The sequence below is a fragment of the Leptolyngbya sp. CALU 1928 genome, assembly GCF_056784215.1.
Genome location: NZ_JBXBCE010000002.1, coordinates 295,571 through 311,898 on the forward strand (window position 1 = coordinate 295,571; position 16,328 = coordinate 311,898).

The following is a 16,328-nucleotide window of genomic DNA, read 5'->3' on the forward strand; positions in this document are numbered from 1 at the left end:
AAGCCTTTGCTCAAAGTGTTTCAGAAAAGCAAATCGTTACGGGAACGGTAACAACTCTCCTATTTCGCTTTGAGTCAAGGCATACTGGCGACAACCCGATGTAGGTCACTGGATGCAGATCGCCCAACCGTCTATGTTTCGTGATGCTCGACTCTACCAAATTCTGTTTCTGTCCCTATTCCTATTGTTAGGAACGGGTACTCGTGATTGGACGCTGCACCCGGAAATCGTGGTAACCGCGATCGCCACCTGCCTCCTCACCCAATGGATTTGGTCGATGCGTTACCCTTCGTCTGCCTTGCCCTTTTCCGCCCTGCCTTCCGCCCTAATCACCGCCTTAGGGCTGAGTATGTTGCTCCGAACCGAACACATCGGCACCATGATCGTGGCGGCGGTGATTGCCATCTCTAGCAAATTTTTGCTGAAGGTGAATGGAAAACATCTGTTTAACCCTACCAATCTCGGCATTGTGGCAGCAGTGGTGCTGACCCACGATGCCTGGATTTCACCCGGTCAATGGGGCGAATCAAGTTGGTATGCGCTGCTATTTTTGGGAACTGGCGGAGTTGTTGTGCAACGGGTCGGGCGCTGGGATACCACGGGGGCATTTTTGGGTAGCTATGCTTTGCTTGAACTGGGGCGTAACCTCTGGCTAGGCTGGACATGGGATGTATTGCTACATCGTCTCAGCAGCGGTTCATTGCTGGTGTTTTCCCTGTTTATGATCACCGATCCCCGCACGATTCCCAATGCTCGTGTGGCGCGGCTGGTTTGGGCAGTCGCGATCGCCCTATTCGCTTTCATCCTCCGCAATGTCTACTTCATTCCCACCGCCGTTTTCTGGGCACTCTTTGCCCTCGCGCCCCTCAGTGCGGTGCTGGATCTCATCTGGGCAAGTCCCCGATTCACTTGGCAGACAGAAGAAAATAGCGAACCTCAAGAAAATGAACCAGAAAATGAGGAAACAGAAAAAACAGCGGCAGAAAAGAAAAACTATCTTCTAGCAACCCACTCCTAACTCAAAACTTCTAGTTCTCAACTCAAAACTTCCTTTCAACTTTTCTACCACTCGTCATTCACCCTTCACCCTTCGTCATTTTTATGAAACTTCTCCGAACTGTGCTGCTGTCTTGCTTATTCACGGTTTCCAGCCTCTTTCTTGCCGCCAAAGCTTGGGCATTTTGTGGGTTTTATGTGGCAAAGGCAGATGCCAAGCTATATAACCAGGCATCCCAAGTGGCGATCGCCCGCAGCGGTAACAAAACGGTGCTGACCATGGCAAATGATTATCAGGGTGAGGTGAAGGATTTTGCGATCGTCGTTCCCGTGCCTGTGGTGTTGAAAAAAGAGCAGGTAGAAGTCGGAAAACCTAGCGTCATGGCACATTTGGATGCCTTCAGTGCGCCGCGATTAGTGGAGTATTTTGACCCCGACCCCTGCCAACCTCAACCCCTGTATGACCGAATGCCCCCCATGGCAGCGGCTCCTTCCAACTTGCAATCGGCAAGAACAAGAAGCAACGCTGCCGAGCTAGGCGTGACGATTGAAGAAAAATTTACCGTGGGCGAATACGACATTTTGATCCTCAGCGCTAAGGAATCGGGGGGCTTAGAAACCTGGCTGACTCAAAACGGCTACCGCATTCCCAAGGGCGCAAAAGAATTACTTAAGCCTTATATTCGCCAAAAGCTGAAGTTTTTTGTGGCAAAGGTGAATCTGAACGAGTTTGAAAAAGCGGGATTTCAAAACCTGCGCCCGATCAAAATGGCGTTTGAGTCGCCTCGGTTTATGCTGCCGTTGCGCTTGGGTATGGTGAACGCTCAGCAAGCTCAAGATTTGCTTGTTTATATTTTGTCGCCTAAAGGTCAGGCAGAAGTGACGAACTACCGCACGGTTAAGGTGCCTTCCAACACCGAAATTCCGACGTTTGTGAAAAGTGAGTTCAGCGACTTTTACAAGTCTATGTTCCAAACGTCCTACGATCGCGAAGGTCGCAATGTCGCCTTTTTGGAATATGCCTGGGATATGTCAAATTGTGATCCCTGTTCAGCGGAACCGCTGTCTCGTGAAGAACTGCGCGATGCCGGGGTTTTCTGGCTAGATGAGCCGCAAAGAGAGCCGAGTAACCCTGGATTTTTTGCGCCTCGTCGCCCGTCGCCCTTCCCCTCATCGAATGTGTTCATCACTCGTCTGCATGTGCGCTATACCCGCGACAAGTTTCCCGAAGATTTAGTCTTTCAAGACACTAATAACCGCGAACAGTTTCAGGGACGCTACGTGTTGCGCCATGCCTTTTTGGGCAATGCTGATTGTGCCGCAGGTCGGGAATATGGGCGATCGCTGCCCCGCCGTTTTGACCAAGAAGCCCAAACCCTCGCCCGACTGACCAACTGGGATATTCAAAAAATCCGCCAAAAGTTACCCAAAGTTCAAGCGCTAGCCCCATCGTCATGGTGGGAGTCAGTTTGGCAACGGTTCAAGGGATTAAGATAAATGTCTCTGAAAATCGTTCGTAAACTCTACCCGAACTGGAGAACGTTCATTCGGCATTAGCATCTACCGTTCCATGAAGAAACCTTTGCTTGTAGTTGTTACAGGATGCCCAGGATCGGGCAAGACCACGCTAGCGCACACTCTTGCAAGAAAGATAGGATGCCCAGCGATATGTCGTGATGAAATCAAAGAAGGATTTGTCAATACAATGAAAAGTAGTCACGAATCTCTTGGAAAAGATGTTAACCAAGGGATTTACAGCACATTTTTTGAAACTTTAGACTTTTTGCTATCCAGGCAAATAACTTTGATAGCTGAAGCAGCGTTTCAACACACTCTCTGGGCACCACCGCTAGAATCGCTTTCGCGCATATCGCAAATAAAGATAATAGTTTGCATGGTTAAACCTCATTTAGCGAGATCACGTTTTATTCAAAGAGGCTTGTCTGATCCAAACAGACTAAGATTTCATGGCGATTGGGGAGTACGCGCCGCTCAACAAGGTGTGGAATTACCGCCAGGAAATTACGATCCGCCACTTTTACCCAATTCCTACACTTGAAGTTGATACCAGTAATGGATATTGCCCCAACTTGGATGACATTGAATCGTTTTTGCTAAAGGCTTGAAACCTTACCTTGACGATTCATCTGCCAAACAAGGCGCTTTACTCTGCGCCATTTCCGGTCTGGCTCCCTTATCCTAGAAGAACAGGCATTAAGGTAACCGTATGCAATCAGGTTGGCGGATCGGATCAGTGTTTGGCATTCCCCTCTACATTGATCTGTCCTGGTTCATTATTTTGTTTTTGATTGCGCTGCCCACGGCAGCCAACTGGCAGTTGAGGTATCCGGAGTGGAGTGATGCCACGGCTTATCTGTCAGCGTTCGTCATGGCAATCTTATTTTTTGGCTCAGTGCTGCTGCATGAACTGGGTCATAGTTTGGTAGCGTTATCCCAAGGAATTAAAGTCACGTCCATCAAGCTGTTTTTGTTTGGTGGGATTGCCTCGATCGAGCGCGAATCAAAAACTCCTGGCAAAGCTTTTCAAGTCGCGATCGCGGGACCTGCGGTTAGCTTAGTACTATCTGTTTTATTGGCGCTTGTGGCGAATATTTCTCCGGGGGCTAATACCCCCATCAACGTCATTGCCCAGTATTTGGCGACCACCAACCTAGTCTTAGCACTGTTTAATCTGCTGCCTGGTTTACCGCTTGATGGTGGACAAGTAGTGAAAGCAGCCGTTTGGAAAGCGACAGGCAGTCGATTTAAGGGAATTCGCTGGGCGGCAAAATCGGGAGCTATTTTAGGCTGGACTGCGATCGCCCTAGGGGGCTTTTCGCTAGTATCTGGTGCTAGCAATGGTTTGTGGTTCATATTGCTAGGCTGGTTTGGCATTCAAAATGCCGGCAGCTACGATCGCATGACCGAAATCCAGGAAACATTGCTTTCGCTTAAAGCCAGCGATGCCATGACCCGCGAGTTTCGAGTCGTCGATGCGAACATGAGTTTGCGGGATTTTGCCGACAAATACCTGCTGTTGGCGGGTCAGCCGGAAGTATATTTTGCATCCTCCGATGGGCGCTATCGGGGGTTAGTGGCATCAGATGACCTGCAATCGGTAGAACGCAGCCGTTGGGAAAAAGAAACCTTATTTCAAATTATTCACCCACTCGACACGATCGCGACGGTTGAAGAAGCGACTCCTTTAGCCACGGTGATTCAACAGTTGGAAAAAGATACGTTGCGGCGAATGACAGTTTTGTCTCCAGCAGGGGCGGTTTCTGGAGTCATCGATCGGGGCGATATTGTCCGCGCTCTGGCGGAAAAGCTAAAAATGCCGATCACGGATAGCTTGATCAAGCAGATTAAAGAAGATGGCACCTATCCATCTGGCTTTCAGATTGCAGCGCTGGCAGATTCCGCAATGGAAGCGGCAGAAAAATAAAGTAGTTCAGAGTTGGCTCAGGGTTGAGAGCTGGGACAGGATGTTCCATTCTGAGTCAGAGAGGGGTTGATGCTGGAACTCCATGCCAAAACAATCTTTGGCAGACTCCATCAGGGCTGCAATGACTTGATCCGGAGATGCTTTTTGTCGGAGAGAGTCAGAGGAAATAGAGATAGACTCTGACTGGAAAACCTGCTGAAATAGCGTGGAATCAGAAGCTAGGCGAATGGAGCCATGTTGCAAAATGGCATGACCACTACGCTTCTGGGCGCTGCCAATCAGTTTATAGCCATTGGACAAGACTAAATCAGCGGCGGTAGCGGTGCCAAAGCAGTTGGGATTGTGAATATAGCCCCGCCCTGCTTTGCCGTAGTGCAACTCTACACCAAGCGATCGCCAGCCCTGAATCAAAAACTGGCAGATTTGCCGATAGCTTTCCATCCGGTTGTTGCTCAATCCAGAAGTAATCACGGCGTAGGTCAAATCGCCCTGATGCAGAACCGCCCTGCCCCCCGTGGGACGCGACACAATATCCAGCGATCTCCCCTGCCACACTAGATGGTTCCAATAATCGGGATAGTGCCGCTGATGGTAGCCCAATGAAATTGCCGCAGGTTCCCAGGTATAAAATCGTAGGGCCGGCGGATGGGTGCCTTGAACATGTTGTTCTAGCAGCCAAGCATCTACTGCCATATGAACGGCACCTGATGCAGCGAAAGGGGGGATGAACCGCCAAACGGTCATAAAATTTACCGCGATTCCTAAGTGCCGAACTCCGCAATTAGGGGTTCATCACTTTCATCGGCGATCGTGGCAACGATGGTAATGGCGCGGGAGAGTTCGCTAGGGGAAAGATCGGCGATCGACCGATTGGTAACGACCACCACCTCATTATTCACAATGCTAAATCGCGCTTCTAAGGTATCAGACCAATTTTTTTCTAAAAGCTGACGCATTAACTTTGGCTCATCCTTGGCAGGTAGCTTCAGCACCGCTGCCCAGACCATCAGCGTATCGTCTTCCGACAAGCCCGTAAGCTGGACAAATACCTCTACAGTGCCGTATTTGAACTTCCAAAGATGCCCCTCTTCGCTGCGGCTGACCATCGCCGTCTGCCCGTCATCCAGGCTGGCAATCACCGTCTCAATCACTTCTACCAAGTTGCTGGATGCATTGGTCTCAGCTTGACTGGTTGACTCGTCACTGGAAATTGTTTGAACCATAGGAATTTTTGAGGAGATTAGGTGAAATATCTCAAAGGTCGAGTCTTTAGCTTACGATCTTTTCCTTTGCTAAAGACTCAATTGCTCTAGATTATTGCGATCGCGCAAGCCATCAAAAAGTCTTCTGATGGCTTCAGGATTTTAGGATCTTGCTGAACCCTTTTTAAGCGGTAACCGCACTTTCACTTTCGGTCATTTGGTTAGACTGCTCAAGTGCGATCGGCTTGTGGGCAATCCAATACTTACTCATAAAGTGAACTTCTTCAGTCACGCAGGTAAAGCCAGCCGTGTGTAGGCGGCTCACTAAATCATCACTCGCATAATGACGGTAGTAAGGCTCATGGAACATCGCCGCAAAGCTGTCCATCAGAGGAGCCATTTCTGGCGAATCGCTGAGTTGAATGGAGTCGCAAATGACAAACACTCCACCGGGTTTAGTCACTCGGAAGCACTCATTAATTACCCGTTGGCGGACGGCAGGAGGCAACTCATGGAATAAAAACACACAGGTTGTGCCATGAAAGTAATTGTCGAGATAGGGTAACTCTTCTGCATTTGCCTGAATCAGTTGCGGCAATTCGCTGGACTGTTGAGATAAGTGTTGATTGGCTTTCTTCAAATAAGCAGAGGATAAATCAACGCCGTGCAAAGAGGCTTTGGGCAACATGCTGCGAATGAACTTCAGAGTCCGACCTGTACCCGATGCGACATCTAATACGCGCACCTGCCGAGGGTCGAGATGGCTAAAAGGCTGTAGACCCTGCTTCAGCGGTGCCAGCACCCGGCGACGCATGGCATCGGCGGCTCCATTAAACAAAATATCTACCTGCACATCGTATAGATTTGCAGACCAGTCACTTAGGTAGCCATCGGTTTGATGGTGAAAGTTCTGCGTGTAATAGCTGGGATAGATACTGGTATCCACCTCTGGAGAAAAGTCTTGGTAGCGCTTCTGATTTGCCCGTTCCCAAGTGGCAGGCATATCGAACCAGAGAAGCGGGTAGTTGCGAAAGAAATCTTGCCAATCATTTTCCAATAGCAAACTTGCTGGATAGATTCCTTTTTCGGCATCTTGCCAGTCTGTTTCGTTAATTTCGGTCAGGCGCTTTTGGATTTTTAACAAAAGATCTACAGGAACGGGTTGGGCACGCTGTTCGGGCGGAGGCGCAACGAAATTAAGAAATTGAGTACTCAAGGCTTTGTGGGCGAGACCAAAGTAACTTTTCCCTTGATGGAAAGCTTGGTATGCCATTTTTGTGAACGGTTCAGACATAGCTGCAAAGAGAACTGAGAAGTACTGTAAACAAGTGTAACGAATTCTTTTCAACCAGTTATCGCTCTTCAGACAAATATTGAAAATGGGAGTCAGGTTTGGGGGATTGGCTGGCGAGATGCGATTAAAAAAGGGAGCGATCGTGCGATCGCTCCCTTTTCAGGCTTTTGCCCAATGATTAAGCTCGCCTAGCAGTCGTAGTAGAGCATGAACTCATAGGGATGAGGACGGATGCTCATGGGAATTACTTCGCGATCGAGCTTGTAGCTAATCCAGTTTTCAATGAAATCCTCAGTGAACACGCCACTAGCCAGCAAGAACTCGTGATCTCGCTCCAAATTCTTTAGCGCATCCATCAACGAAGCTGGAGTGGAAGGGATTTTTGACAGTTCTTCAGGGCTAAGCTCATAGATATCGACATCCAAGGGGCTACCGGGATCAATCTGATTCTTAATGCCATCCAAACCCGCGCAAACCATGGCGGCAAAAGCCAAATAAGGGTTGCAGGAAGCATCTGGGCAGCGGAATTCCAGCCGTTTTGCTTTGGGGCTGTCGCCAGTTAAAGGAATCCGAATGGAGGCAGAGCGATTGCCTTGGGAATAGGCTAGGTTTACGGGAGCTTCAAACCCAGGTACTAGGCGCTTGTAGGAATTAGTAGTCGGGTTAGTGAATGCCAGAATGGAAGGCGCATGTTTGAGCAAGCCGCCAATGTACCACAGCGCGGTTTGGCTGAGTTGGGCATAGCGATCGCCAAAGAACGTGGGTTGTCCTTCCTTCCAAATCGATTGGTGACAGTGCATCCCCGTTCCATTGTCGCCAAACACAGGCTTTGGCATAAAGGTGGCTGACTTGCCATACTTCTTAGCCACATTCTTGATGCAGTATTTGTAAGTCAGTAGAAAATCGGCTGCCTGCACCAAAGGCGCAAACCGAAATCCCAGTTCACACTGACCTGCCGTCGCCACTTCATGGTGATGCTTTTCGATCGGCACCCCGCAATCCTTCATCTTCAGCAACATTTCAGTTCGCATATCTTGCAGCGTGTCGGTGGGAGCGACTGGAAAATAGCCTTCCTTGTTGCGAACCTTGTAGCCCAAGTTGCCACCGGGTTCTTTCCGACCAGAGTTCCAGGTTGCCTCAATACTATCGACCTTGTAGTAGCCCTCATTTTGAGTTTGGTCGAACTGGACATTATCAAACACAAAAAATTCTGCTTCGGGTCCAAAGTAGACTGTATCGCCTAATCCGGCTGCTTTGACTGCCTCAACTGCTTTGTTGGCAATAGAGCGAGGATCGCGGCTGTAGGGTTGCCCGGTTCTCGGCTCTATGATGCTGCAAATCATGCTCAAGGTTGGCTCTTCCATAAATGGGTCGATCCAAGCCGTGTTTGGATCGGGCACCATCGCCATATCTGAGTCGTTGATGGCTTTCCAGCCTCGAATGCTTGAGCCGTCGAAGGCAACGCCCTCGGTAAAGCTATCGGCATCGATCATGTCTTGATACAGCGTTAAATGCTGCCAAATTCCGGGGGTATCAATAAATTTCAGATCAATCATCTGAATGTTGTCACGCTTGATCCATTCCAGGATTTCCTGCGGGGTTGTCATGAAATACTCCTTAGTTCGTGCGGACTGTTTCCAAAGGCTGGGAAACAGAAAAAGCAGTTAAAATTACACGTCGTAGCTGATACTAACGTAAGGGCTGATCTGATGGGGCTACAGCGTTACTACGCTTGGAACGATCCTAATGCTTGAATGATCCTAAAAAGTGGTTTGCTGTAATTTCGTATCAAAAATTACAAGCGAGTTTATTGAAACAAGTCTACACGATCGCTCACAAAAGCAGGAATTCTAGAGAGCATAAATAGCTGCGATCGCGGTTTTTCTCAACATCTCTTTACACGCCAAAACAGCCAAGAGATAAGGGTTATAGGGGTATCGGCTCATGTTAGACTAACCGTGCTGAGTAGAGCGATCGCGATCTGTAGAGCGTTCATAAACACTTGGTTAGAGATAATCAAAAGCATTTATTTTTGAACTATTGAGAATGCCTGGGGGAAGATTCAATGCGTGATGCAGTTACAAGCCTCATTAAAAACTACGACAACACAGGTCGCTACTTAGACCGGGATGCGATGGATCGGCTCAAGTCCTATTTTGATACGGGGATGCTGCGCGTGCAAGCTGCCGCCGTGATCAACTCTAATGCCGCAGATATTGTCAAACAGTCAGGACTACGATTGTTTGAGGAATTGCCCGAATTGATTCGTCCGGGTGGTAACGCTTACACCACTCGTCGATATGCCGCTTGCCTTAGAGATATGGATTACTACCTGCGCTATGCCAGCTATGCCTTGGTGGCAGGCGACACCGATGTCCTAGACGAGCGCGTGTTAGAAGGGCTGCGGGAAACCTACAACTCTCTATCGGTGCCGATTGGTTCCACGGTATACGGCATTCAGGTGATGAAAGAAATTGTGAAAGAGCAAGTGGCAGCCGCTGGCATTCCGGTGGGTACGATGTTAGACCAGCCCTTCGACTATATGACTCGCGAATTGAGCGAAACTAACATTTAATCGGAAACTTTTCTAAAGTTCGGAAAATTTCCTAAAGTGGGGTATGGGTGCAACGCGGTTTATCCTGCAATCGCCCATGCCCTATTCATATTTAAGCTAAATAACCTGAACGATGCCCCACTCCTGCCACATCATCGTTGAAAACAACGCCGCCATCATCTACGCCAGTCGGGGCGGCGGTCCTGACAAAGTTTTGCCTGTTCTTGAGAAATTTCTAGATACCTTTTGGAAAGAGCGCGATACCTTTGGCGTAGATATTGATACGCCAGAATGTTTGATTGCCCAACTCACGATTCGCTTTGGGTATGCCACCTGTGAAGACGACTTTTCCAACATCCGCGTCGGCGTTCACTATAATCCCACGGCGAATTATTTGTATTGGGTTGGGCTAGATCACACCCTAAAGGTATGGGTTGCGGATGAAGCCTATCGCAAATCTCCAGAGCTTGGGCTGGGAGGTTGTAGCCTATGGACTGGAGAAATTTAGCCTGACCAGCCCTCTCCGGAAATAGTGCTGCTTTCAAGTAAATGTGACTAAAGCGATCGCTCCGAAATTAATCGGGCACTCTAAATTTATTCACATTATTTGAGAGGACACGGCAGCTATGGAAAAGATGCATCGCTGGGCTATGGCAGGAATCGTTTCGGCTGCTTCGTTAGCCGTACCCAATGCAGCGGGGTCGCGTCCAATGCAAGCAGATTATTTCTGTTATCAACAGCAAATGACTGGGCAAATTAGCGATTTAACCGCAGTCTGCCAATCTCAAAACAGTACTGATACGACTGCTCAACCCGGAACTTCCACTAAAAATAATGCGCCCCAATCCCCAACTCCCTCCGGCGATAAGCCAACTGAAGACAAGAAAATAGTTTCTGTAGACTCTGCGGCGAAGCGTACTATAGAGTTTTCAGACCTCAATTATGAAGACGGTGTGTTAGTTGGCTTTGCTAGAAACAAGACACGTAAGCCGATTGGAGAGGTTTCGATTAACTACGTTGTTTTAAAAAGAGAATCTCCAACGAAATGGAAACCTGTTTATAGTGGCTCCACTCAAACCCAAGCAAATTCGCTCAAAGCAGGAGAAAAAACGACCTTTACAGCGACTCCTCGAATCAATGGAGACAAGATTGTGATTATGAAGGCTGAGTTTTAAACCAAGGCACCTTTCACTTAAGTCACTATGGGTTCGTTTGCGTGATCTGCTTTATGGTTCAGATGTGGCAATGGATGCCTCAATCATGTCAGGATTGAGATAGTTTCTATGGCATGAGAATTTAGGTGCAAACGTTAACATCGTCTTTACCGTTTTTAGGGGCAGAGGTTGCCGCAGACTACGACGCTGCCAAAGTAGTGATCTTGCCGATTCCTTTTGAGGCGACCACAACCTATCGACGCGGCTGTGAAAACGGACCTGCCGCCATTTTGGATGCGTCTCAGCAGGTGGAGTATTACGACGACGACCACGATCGCGAATTGTGGACGGTTGGCATTCACACCCACGAAGCGATCGCCGATACCCGCAACAGTGCCTTGATGCCCTCCGAGGAAATGCTCAGGGTCACCCAAGAGACTGTTAGTAAGCTCGTGGCGGATCATAAGTTTGTGATTTCCCTGGGCGGCGAACACAGCATCACCACGGGCATTGTGGAAGCCTATCGGCAGGCAAATCCTGGCGAGCCGTTTACCGTAGTACAAATTGATGCCCATGGCGACCTACGACATGAATATGAAGGCTCGATTCACAACCATGCCTGCGTCATGCGCCGTGTGGTGGATATGGGCTTGCCAACCGTGCAGATCGGCATTCGCAGCATTTGTAAAGAAGAAGCTGATCTGATTCGCGAAAAGCAGCTAACAGTGATTCGAGCGCGGGAAATTGCCCTCCAGCCAGATTGGATGGAACGGGCATGGGCAGGCATTCAAACAGAGAAAGTATTTATCACAATTGATTTAGATGGGATTGATCCCACATTAATGCCAGGAGTCGGCACTCCTGAACCCGGCGGCTTACATTGGTTTGCCCTACTGGTGTTTTTGCAGCGGGTGTTTGAAACCCATGATGTGATTGGTTGTGATGTCATGGAGTTGGCACCGATCGCAGATTCTGTCGTTTCGGAGTTTACGGCTGCTAAATTGGTCTATAAACTGATTGGTTATCAGACGATCGCCAAAGGCTGGTAATCTTCCATTCATTCACAGGGGCAACGTTATGGAGAAAATGGGAACCGCGATCGGAGGCTACGCACCAGATTTTGAGTTGCCAGGTGCCGATGGATCTGTACACCACTTATCTCGATACTTAGAGCGGTTTCAGGCAGTCGGGGTTGTGTTTATGTGCAACCACTGTCCTTACGTCCATATGTACCTGGAGCGGCTTAAGCAACTACAAACCGATTTTGCAGATCAAGGATTTACTCTGATTGGGATTAATCCCAATGATGCCGATCGCTATCCAGATGATAGTTTTGACAACATGAAAACATTTGCGACAAACAATGGGCTGAATTTTCCCTATTTGCGAGACGTGACTCAGGATGTCGCTCATAGCTTTGGTGCCGAAAAAACTCCCCATGTTTTCCTACTCAATCGTCATGGGATTCTTTGCTATAGCGGACGCATGGATGATAATGCAGAAGACGCAAGTGGTGTAAAGAGTGCCTATCTGCGGGATGCGATCTCCCAAGTTCTCAAGGGTAGTCCAGTCAAGCCCACCTCAACGCCACCGATTGGGTGTTCGGTTAAATGGCGAATCTAAAGGTTTGAACGAGGCTAAAAAAATTGATCTCAATCAATGAATGGACGAAGTGATTTTTTAACGAGTATGTTAGGAAGGTATTTGAGGCAACTGACACCCCATGGGTTTAACTTACAAACGGATAGTACTGAAATTAAGCGGTGAAGCCTTAATGGGCGATCTGGCTTATGGAATTGATCCAGACATTGTGCAGAGAATCGCTGAAGAAATTGCGGATGTTACAGCAAATGGGGTACAGGTTGCAGTGGTCGTTGGAGGCGGCAACATTTTTCGCGGGATTAAGGGCGCAGCGGCGGGTATGGATCGGGCAACTGCTGATTATATTGGCATGGTCGCCACGGTGATGAATGCCATGACCCTGCAAGATGCCTTAGAGCGAATGGAAGTGCCCACGCGAGTGCAAACGGCGATCGCAATGCAGCAAATTGCGGAACCTTATATTCGGCGACGTGCCATCCGTCATCTCGAAAAAGGGCGGATCATCATTTTTGGAGCCGGATCGGGTAATCCCTTCTTCACCACTGACACCACCGCAGCCCTCAGAGCGGCTGAAATTAGCGCAGATGTGGTTTTCAAAGCCACGAAAGTAGATGGCGTATATGACTCAGACCCCCGCACGAATCCCGATGCAAAACGCTATCAAACCCTAAATTATGCCCACGTTCTCAACAAAGACTTGCGGGTAATGGACGCGACTGCCATATCCTTATGTAAAGAGAACAACATTCCTATCATCGTGTTTGACCTTTCAGTGAAGGGCAACATTCGTAAAGCGGTGATGGGAGATCCCATTGGAACCCTTGTCGGAGGTCTTTGTGAAGTTAGCTGACGTTGAAGATCATATGCAAAAGGCGGTTGAGTCCACTCAACGGTCTTTCAACACTATTCGGACGGGGCGCGCGAACCCTTCTCTTCTCGATCGCATCTCTGTGGAATACTATGGAGCGCCGACTCCACTCAAGTCTTTAGCCAACATTAGCATTCCTGATGCCAGTACGATTACGATCCAGCCGTTTGATCGAAGCAGCATCAGCCTAATTGAAAAAGCAATTCAACTATCCGATTTGGGGCTGACTCCAAACAACGACGGTTCTGTGATTCGCTTGAACATTCCCCAGTTGACTAGCGATCGCCGCAAAGAATTAGTGAAGCTTGCTGCTAAACTCGCCGAGGAAGGCAAAGTTTCCATTCGGAACATCCGCCGTGACGCGATCGATTCGGTTCGCAAACAGGAAAAAGCTAGCGAAGTGTCAGAGGATGAAGCCCGGGATCTACAAGATAAGATTCAAAAAATGACTGACAAATTTGTCGCAAAAGTAGAAGAAGTGCTTGCTGCAAAAGAGAAAGACATTACCACGGTCTAAGTGGATTGGTAGGATGGGTTAGGTCGCCGTGACCCATGAGTCTTGGAAGCTTGGCAACGCCGCGCGTTACATATCAACTCTGTAAAACGCTGCGTTACCCGGCGCTAAGGCATCCTCACCCAACCCACATGAAGCATATCCTGCATATCCTGGCACTGGGTGGCTGAGGGCAACTCGACTGAGAGATCGAACCCCTCTCACGTCGAAGCCTTAAACTTGGCAACCGAAACCAAACACCTATCTTAAGCAATCTGTAAATGGTTAATTGCTTCCTTTTTACCCAGAGCAACTTCTATACCCGGCACAGGACGCACGACATAGGCCACATGCATAGGATAGCCTTCAGAGTAAATAGCATCAATTCGCTTTAAAGCGTGTTCTCGATTTTGGAAAGAGCAAATGGCTTTTTCTTGACCATTAGGATAGCGAATACAGACTTGCCAGCTCATCTCTTTAAACCTTTTTGATAGGAAAAATCAAATTCTTTATCTTTATGAACTTTTCATGAACCTATCCTAGAAGCCTCAGAAATAATTGTGTTCCGTATAATTGTTGAACTTTGGCGGCGATCGCTCAAACAATATCAAACCTTAAGCAACGGGGCACCTTAACCTCCATTAAAAAAGGCTTGCCTAGGCAGTGGAATCTTTATGGAGAAAGCAGGTCTTTAGGGTGGGCTAAAGAAAAAGATGAGTTTCAGATCCCAGCTTTTGTCTTGGCGCACGAGGTCGATTTGACGGAGAAATTCGCGAAAGTAGAAGCGGCGCTCAGTTTCGGAAAGGTCGAGCCAAAATTGGGGCAGTGAAACGATTTGTACCGTCGCTTTCAAGTCCACAGGCGGCAATTGGGAGAGTTGATTTTCCAGTTCTGCCATCTCCGAGCGCACCTTATAGGATCTCAGATCTGCTGTTTCTTGATCCAACACGCCACTGTCAATTAAGGGCGCAAGTTGATCGAGCAAGGATTGTTTTGCCGCAATCGCGCCATTGATTCCCTGTTTAATCTGGATCAGGTCGGGTAACTCTACGCCCGCGATCGCGTTAGGCAAATCCTCGCAAATTCTTAGAATCGTGGTTTGTAATACGGCATCGTAATCAATCGCTCTACACTTTGGCTTTCGGGCGCACTGGGTGGGACGCAGGTAGAGATAGTCTCGATCTTTGCGGTGAGTGGTGACTCGTGCGATCGTCATGGATGACTGGCACTCGCTGCAAAACACCAACCCCGCTAGCGATCGCGGCGCACTAGCAGACCGACGCGGCAACCGACGATTGCGACGCAGCAGGCGATCGATTTGAGCCGCTTCATCTCGCGACAGAATTGCATCATGAGTATTACGAATCCGGTTGCCATCTTGATATTCCAGATCGCCGCGATAAACTGGATTTGCCAGCCATCGTTGCCCGGTAGACACTGAAATTCGCTTGTTGTAGCGTTTTGCCAAATAGCGCACCGCACCGCGCACCGTGCCATAGAGCAAAAATTGTTCAAAAAAATCTTTCACTACTGGAGCCGTACTGCGATCGATGACATAGCCACTTTTGCCCCGCCGATAGCCATAGGGCGCTTTTCCTGGCGGTGGCAAGGCTTTTACCCGATTCCGAGCATGTCCCTGGCGAATTCGACGGCTACGCTGCGCTGTCTGCATCTCTTGAAACTGCTTCAACATCTCTGCTTGCAGGGTTTCAGACTGCGGTATGGTCTGTAATCGCCCTTCCGCATCATCGGGCAACTGATCCAGGCAGATCAGCCCAACTTTCAGAGATTCCAACTGAGCGAGGCGATCGCCCACCGCTTGCATCGACTCGCCCAAGTCTTCCAACTGCCGCACTAACACCCATCCAGTTGGTATGGTTTCACAGTCTGTCACAAGCTGCTGCCACTGCGATCGCGGTTGTTCCACTGCCTGCTTCACCGACTTCTTTCCTATTGTTCCAACAGCCAAATCCTGATAGACCTGAGCAATCTCCCAGCCCCAAGTCATTGGATCAGGCGCAGATTCCAACAACGGATCACTATAAATATAGGCAACAATCCGCATCACTTCGCCTAATGAAACAACCAACAGGTCACCGTATATTTACAGCCCCGCAAAACGGGCAAGGTTTGATAGGGATGAGTGTAGCAAGCGGGAAACGCTACGACACTGCCAACGGTGGGCTTAACTTTAATGGCTTGGCGATCAAACAGAAGCTCACCGCCTTCAAAGGTGTCATTCAAAAAGCCAACAATGCTAACATCCCGTGCGGGCAGTCCTTTAGCAAGTTCTTCATAGCGATTGGAGAGCAGCAGCCCGTCAGCGTGGCGCTTGTAGCTTTGCCCTGGGCGATAGCGATCAATGGAATACATTTCCGCATGGCTAAAAGGCACCTCATAGCGCTGGGCAAGCAAATCGCGGATTCCTTGCAGCTTGCTCAACAAAAGCTGATTGGTCGATTCCAACAAAGGATCGCGGTTATCCAATGGCAACACTTCCCCGCTGCGGCGTTCTCCCGTTAAGCTGGCTCCGGGTGGCGGCGATTTGAACTCATAGCACTCTGAAATTTGCACCACATGGGCACACAGGGAAGGTTCGAGCAAGGTCTCGACAAATAGTATATCTGCGCCTAAATCTTTGAAAGGAACTCCCATCGGTTGTTAGCCCTGCGTGTATGTTGGATCTTAGCGCTGAATGGATTTCCCAAACTGAAATCATG

The 16,328-nt window shown here is 48.8% G+C and carries 18 protein-coding genes; 11 read left to right on the forward strand and 7 right to left on the reverse strand.

Features of this window, described 5'->3' with window-relative positions:
* Window positions 1-112: 112 nt before the first annotated feature.
* The 4 genes from AC1S5B_RS17180 to AC1S5B_RS17195 all read left to right on the forward strand — a co-directional run bounded on the left by AC1S5B_RS17180 (window position 113) and on the right by AC1S5B_RS17195 (window position 4,441).
* Window positions 113-1,018 (forward strand): RnfABCDGE type electron transport complex subunit D, encoded by a 906-nt coding sequence (locus tag AC1S5B_RS17180; protein WP_482036928.1) that lies wholly within the window; start codon window positions 113-115, stop codon window positions 1,016-1,018.
* 83 nt (window positions 1,019-1,101) lie between these two features.
* Window positions 1,102-2,493: a DUF2330 domain-containing protein gene (locus AC1S5B_RS17185; protein ID WP_482036929.1), complete on the forward strand. Its 1,392-nt coding sequence runs from the start codon at window positions 1,102-1,104 to the stop codon at window positions 2,491-2,493.
* A gap of 73 nt (window positions 2,494-2,566) precedes the next feature.
* Complete coding sequence (locus tag AC1S5B_RS17190; protein ID WP_482036930.1) at window positions 2,567-3,055, forward strand: AAA family ATPase; 489 nt, start codon at window positions 2,567-2,569, stop codon at window positions 3,053-3,055.
* Window positions 3,056-3,223: 168 nt separating this feature from the next.
* Window positions 3,224-4,441 carry a site-2 protease family protein gene (locus AC1S5B_RS17195; protein ID WP_482036931.1) on the forward strand — a complete coding sequence of 406 codons (1,218 nt, stop codon included), beginning with the start codon at window positions 3,224-3,226 and terminating at the stop codon, window positions 4,439-4,441.
* Between the two features lie 6 nt (window positions 4,442-4,447).
* Here the strand turns inward: AC1S5B_RS17195 and AC1S5B_RS17200 are convergent, their stop codons facing one another.
* From AC1S5B_RS17200 to glnA, 4 genes are all read right to left on the reverse strand, one after another.
* The gene (locus AC1S5B_RS17200; protein WP_482036932.1) at window positions 4,448-5,185 is read right to left on the reverse strand and encodes a lipoate--protein ligase family protein; all 738 of its coding nucleotides are present in this window, start codon (window positions 5,183-5,185) and stop codon (window positions 4,448-4,450) included.
* 17 nt (window positions 5,186-5,202) lie between these two features.
* Window positions 5,203-5,664 (reverse strand): YbjN domain-containing protein, encoded by a 462-nt coding sequence (locus tag AC1S5B_RS17205; RefSeq protein ID WP_482036933.1) that lies wholly within the window; start codon window positions 5,662-5,664, stop codon window positions 5,203-5,205.
* 163 nt (window positions 5,665-5,827) lie between these two features.
* Entirely contained in the window at window positions 5,828-6,937 is a 1,110-nt protein-coding gene (locus AC1S5B_RS17210; protein WP_482036934.1) for a class I SAM-dependent methyltransferase, read from the reverse strand.
* A 188-nt stretch (window positions 6,938-7,125) separates the two neighbouring features.
* Window positions 7,126-8,544: a type I glutamate--ammonia ligase gene (glnA, locus tag AC1S5B_RS17215; RefSeq protein WP_482036935.1), complete on the reverse strand. Its 1,419-nt coding sequence runs from the start codon at window positions 8,542-8,544 to the stop codon at window positions 7,126-7,128.
* Between the two features lie 458 nt (window positions 8,545-9,002).
* Here glnA and apcB point away from each other — a divergent pair, with 458 nt between their 5' ends.
* The 7 genes from apcB to frr all read left to right on the forward strand — a co-directional run bounded on the left by apcB (window position 9,003) and on the right by frr (window position 13,632).
* The gene (gene apcB, locus AC1S5B_RS17220) at window positions 9,003-9,512 is read left to right on the forward strand and encodes an allophycocyanin subunit beta (RefSeq protein ID WP_482036936.1); all 510 of its coding nucleotides are present in this window, start codon (window positions 9,003-9,005) and stop codon (window positions 9,510-9,512) included.
* A 112-nt stretch (window positions 9,513-9,624) separates the two neighbouring features.
* Entirely contained in the window at window positions 9,625-9,999 is a 375-nt protein-coding gene (locus AC1S5B_RS17225; protein WP_482036937.1) for a histidine kinase, read from the forward strand.
* Window positions 10,000-10,117: 118 nt separating this feature from the next.
* The gene (locus AC1S5B_RS17230; protein WP_482036938.1) at window positions 10,118-10,666 is read left to right on the forward strand and encodes a hypothetical protein; all 549 of its coding nucleotides are present in this window, start codon (window positions 10,118-10,120) and stop codon (window positions 10,664-10,666) included.
* 125 nt (window positions 10,667-10,791) lie between these two features.
* On the forward strand, window positions 10,792-11,694 hold the full coding sequence (gene speB / locus AC1S5B_RS17235; protein WP_482036939.1) for an agmatinase: 903 nt from the start codon (window positions 10,792-10,794) through the stop codon (window positions 11,692-11,694).
* Between the two features lie 28 nt (window positions 11,695-11,722).
* On the forward strand, window positions 11,723-12,268 hold the full coding sequence (locus AC1S5B_RS17240) for a thioredoxin family protein (protein WP_482036940.1): 546 nt from the start codon (window positions 11,723-11,725) through the stop codon (window positions 12,266-12,268).
* 100 nt (window positions 12,269-12,368) lie between these two features.
* A complete protein-coding gene (gene pyrH, locus AC1S5B_RS17245) occupies window positions 12,369-13,097 on the forward strand; it encodes a UMP kinase (protein WP_482036941.1) in 729 nt (242 codons plus the stop codon).
* A complete protein-coding gene (gene frr / locus AC1S5B_RS17250; RefSeq protein ID WP_482036942.1) occupies window positions 13,084-13,632 on the forward strand; it encodes a ribosome recycling factor in 549 nt (182 codons plus the stop codon). The genes pyrH and frr overlap by 14 nt, the downstream gene beginning before the upstream one ends.
* Before the next feature lie 242 nt (window positions 13,633-13,874).
* Here the strand turns inward: frr and AC1S5B_RS17255 are convergent, their stop codons facing one another.
* The 3 genes from AC1S5B_RS17255 to AC1S5B_RS17265 form a co-directional block, all read right to left on the reverse strand.
* Complete coding sequence (locus AC1S5B_RS17255) at window positions 13,875-14,081, reverse strand: family 2 glycosyl transferase (protein WP_482036943.1); 207 nt, start codon at window positions 14,079-14,081, stop codon at window positions 13,875-13,877.
* Window positions 14,082-14,299: 218 nt separating this feature from the next.
* Window positions 14,300-15,697 (reverse strand): recombinase family protein, encoded by a 1,398-nt coding sequence (locus AC1S5B_RS17260; RefSeq protein WP_482036944.1) that lies wholly within the window; start codon window positions 15,695-15,697, stop codon window positions 14,300-14,302.
* Window positions 15,682-16,263: a 2OG-Fe(II) oxygenase gene (locus AC1S5B_RS17265; RefSeq protein WP_482036945.1), complete on the reverse strand. Its 582-nt coding sequence runs from the start codon at window positions 16,261-16,263 to the stop codon at window positions 15,682-15,684. Before AC1S5B_RS17265 ends, AC1S5B_RS17260 begins: the two co-directional genes overlap by 16 nt.
* Between the last annotated feature and the right edge of the window lie 65 nt (window positions 16,264-16,328).

What these genes read in the sequence shown, in the direction of transcription:
- AC1S5B_RS17200 (WP_482036932.1), bottom strand. Translation starts at nt 5,185, where the DNA reads ATGACCGTTTGGCGGTTCATCCCCCCTTTCGCTGCATCAGGTGCCGTT.
- apcB (WP_482036936.1), top strand. Translation starts at nt 9,003, where the DNA reads ATGCGTGATGCAGTTACAAGCCTCATTAAAAACTACGACAACACAGGT.
- AC1S5B_RS17185 (WP_482036929.1), top strand. Translation starts at nt 1,102, where the DNA reads ATGAAACTTCTCCGAACTGTGCTGCTGTCTTGCTTATTCACGGTTTCC.
- AC1S5B_RS17210 (WP_482036934.1), bottom strand. Translation starts at nt 6,937, where the DNA reads ATGTCTGAACCGTTCACAAAAATGGCATACCAAGCTTTCCATCAAGGG.
- AC1S5B_RS17225 (WP_482036937.1), top strand. Translation starts at nt 9,625, where the DNA reads ATGCCCCACTCCTGCCACATCATCGTTGAAAACAACGCCGCCATCATC.
- AC1S5B_RS17265 (WP_482036945.1), bottom strand. Translation starts at nt 16,263, where the DNA reads ATGGGAGTTCCTTTCAAAGATTTAGGCGCAGATATACTATTTGTCGAG.
- AC1S5B_RS17205 (WP_482036933.1), bottom strand. Translation starts at nt 5,664, where the DNA reads ATGGTTCAAACAATTTCCAGTGACGAGTCAACCAGTCAAGCTGAGACC.
- AC1S5B_RS17255 (WP_482036943.1), bottom strand. Translation starts at nt 14,081, where the DNA reads ATGAGCTGGCAAGTCTGTATTCGCTATCCTAATGGTCAAGAAAAAGCC.
- AC1S5B_RS17190 (WP_482036930.1), top strand. Translation starts at nt 2,567, where the DNA reads ATGAAGAAACCTTTGCTTGTAGTTGTTACAGGATGCCCAGGATCGGGC.
- glnA (WP_482036935.1), bottom strand. Translation starts at nt 8,544, where the DNA reads ATGACAACCCCGCAGGAAATCCTGGAATGGATCAAGCGTGACAACATT.
- AC1S5B_RS17240 (WP_482036940.1), top strand. Translation starts at nt 11,723, where the DNA reads ATGGAGAAAATGGGAACCGCGATCGGAGGCTACGCACCAGATTTTGAG.
- AC1S5B_RS17230 (WP_482036938.1), top strand. Translation starts at nt 10,118, where the DNA reads ATGGAAAAGATGCATCGCTGGGCTATGGCAGGAATCGTTTCGGCTGCT.
- AC1S5B_RS17195 (WP_482036931.1), top strand. Translation starts at nt 3,224, where the DNA reads ATGCAATCAGGTTGGCGGATCGGATCAGTGTTTGGCATTCCCCTCTAC.
- pyrH (WP_482036941.1), top strand. Translation starts at nt 12,369, where the DNA reads ATGGGTTTAACTTACAAACGGATAGTACTGAAATTAAGCGGTGAAGCC.
- AC1S5B_RS17180 (WP_482036928.1), top strand. Translation starts at nt 113, where the DNA reads ATGCAGATCGCCCAACCGTCTATGTTTCGTGATGCTCGACTCTACCAA.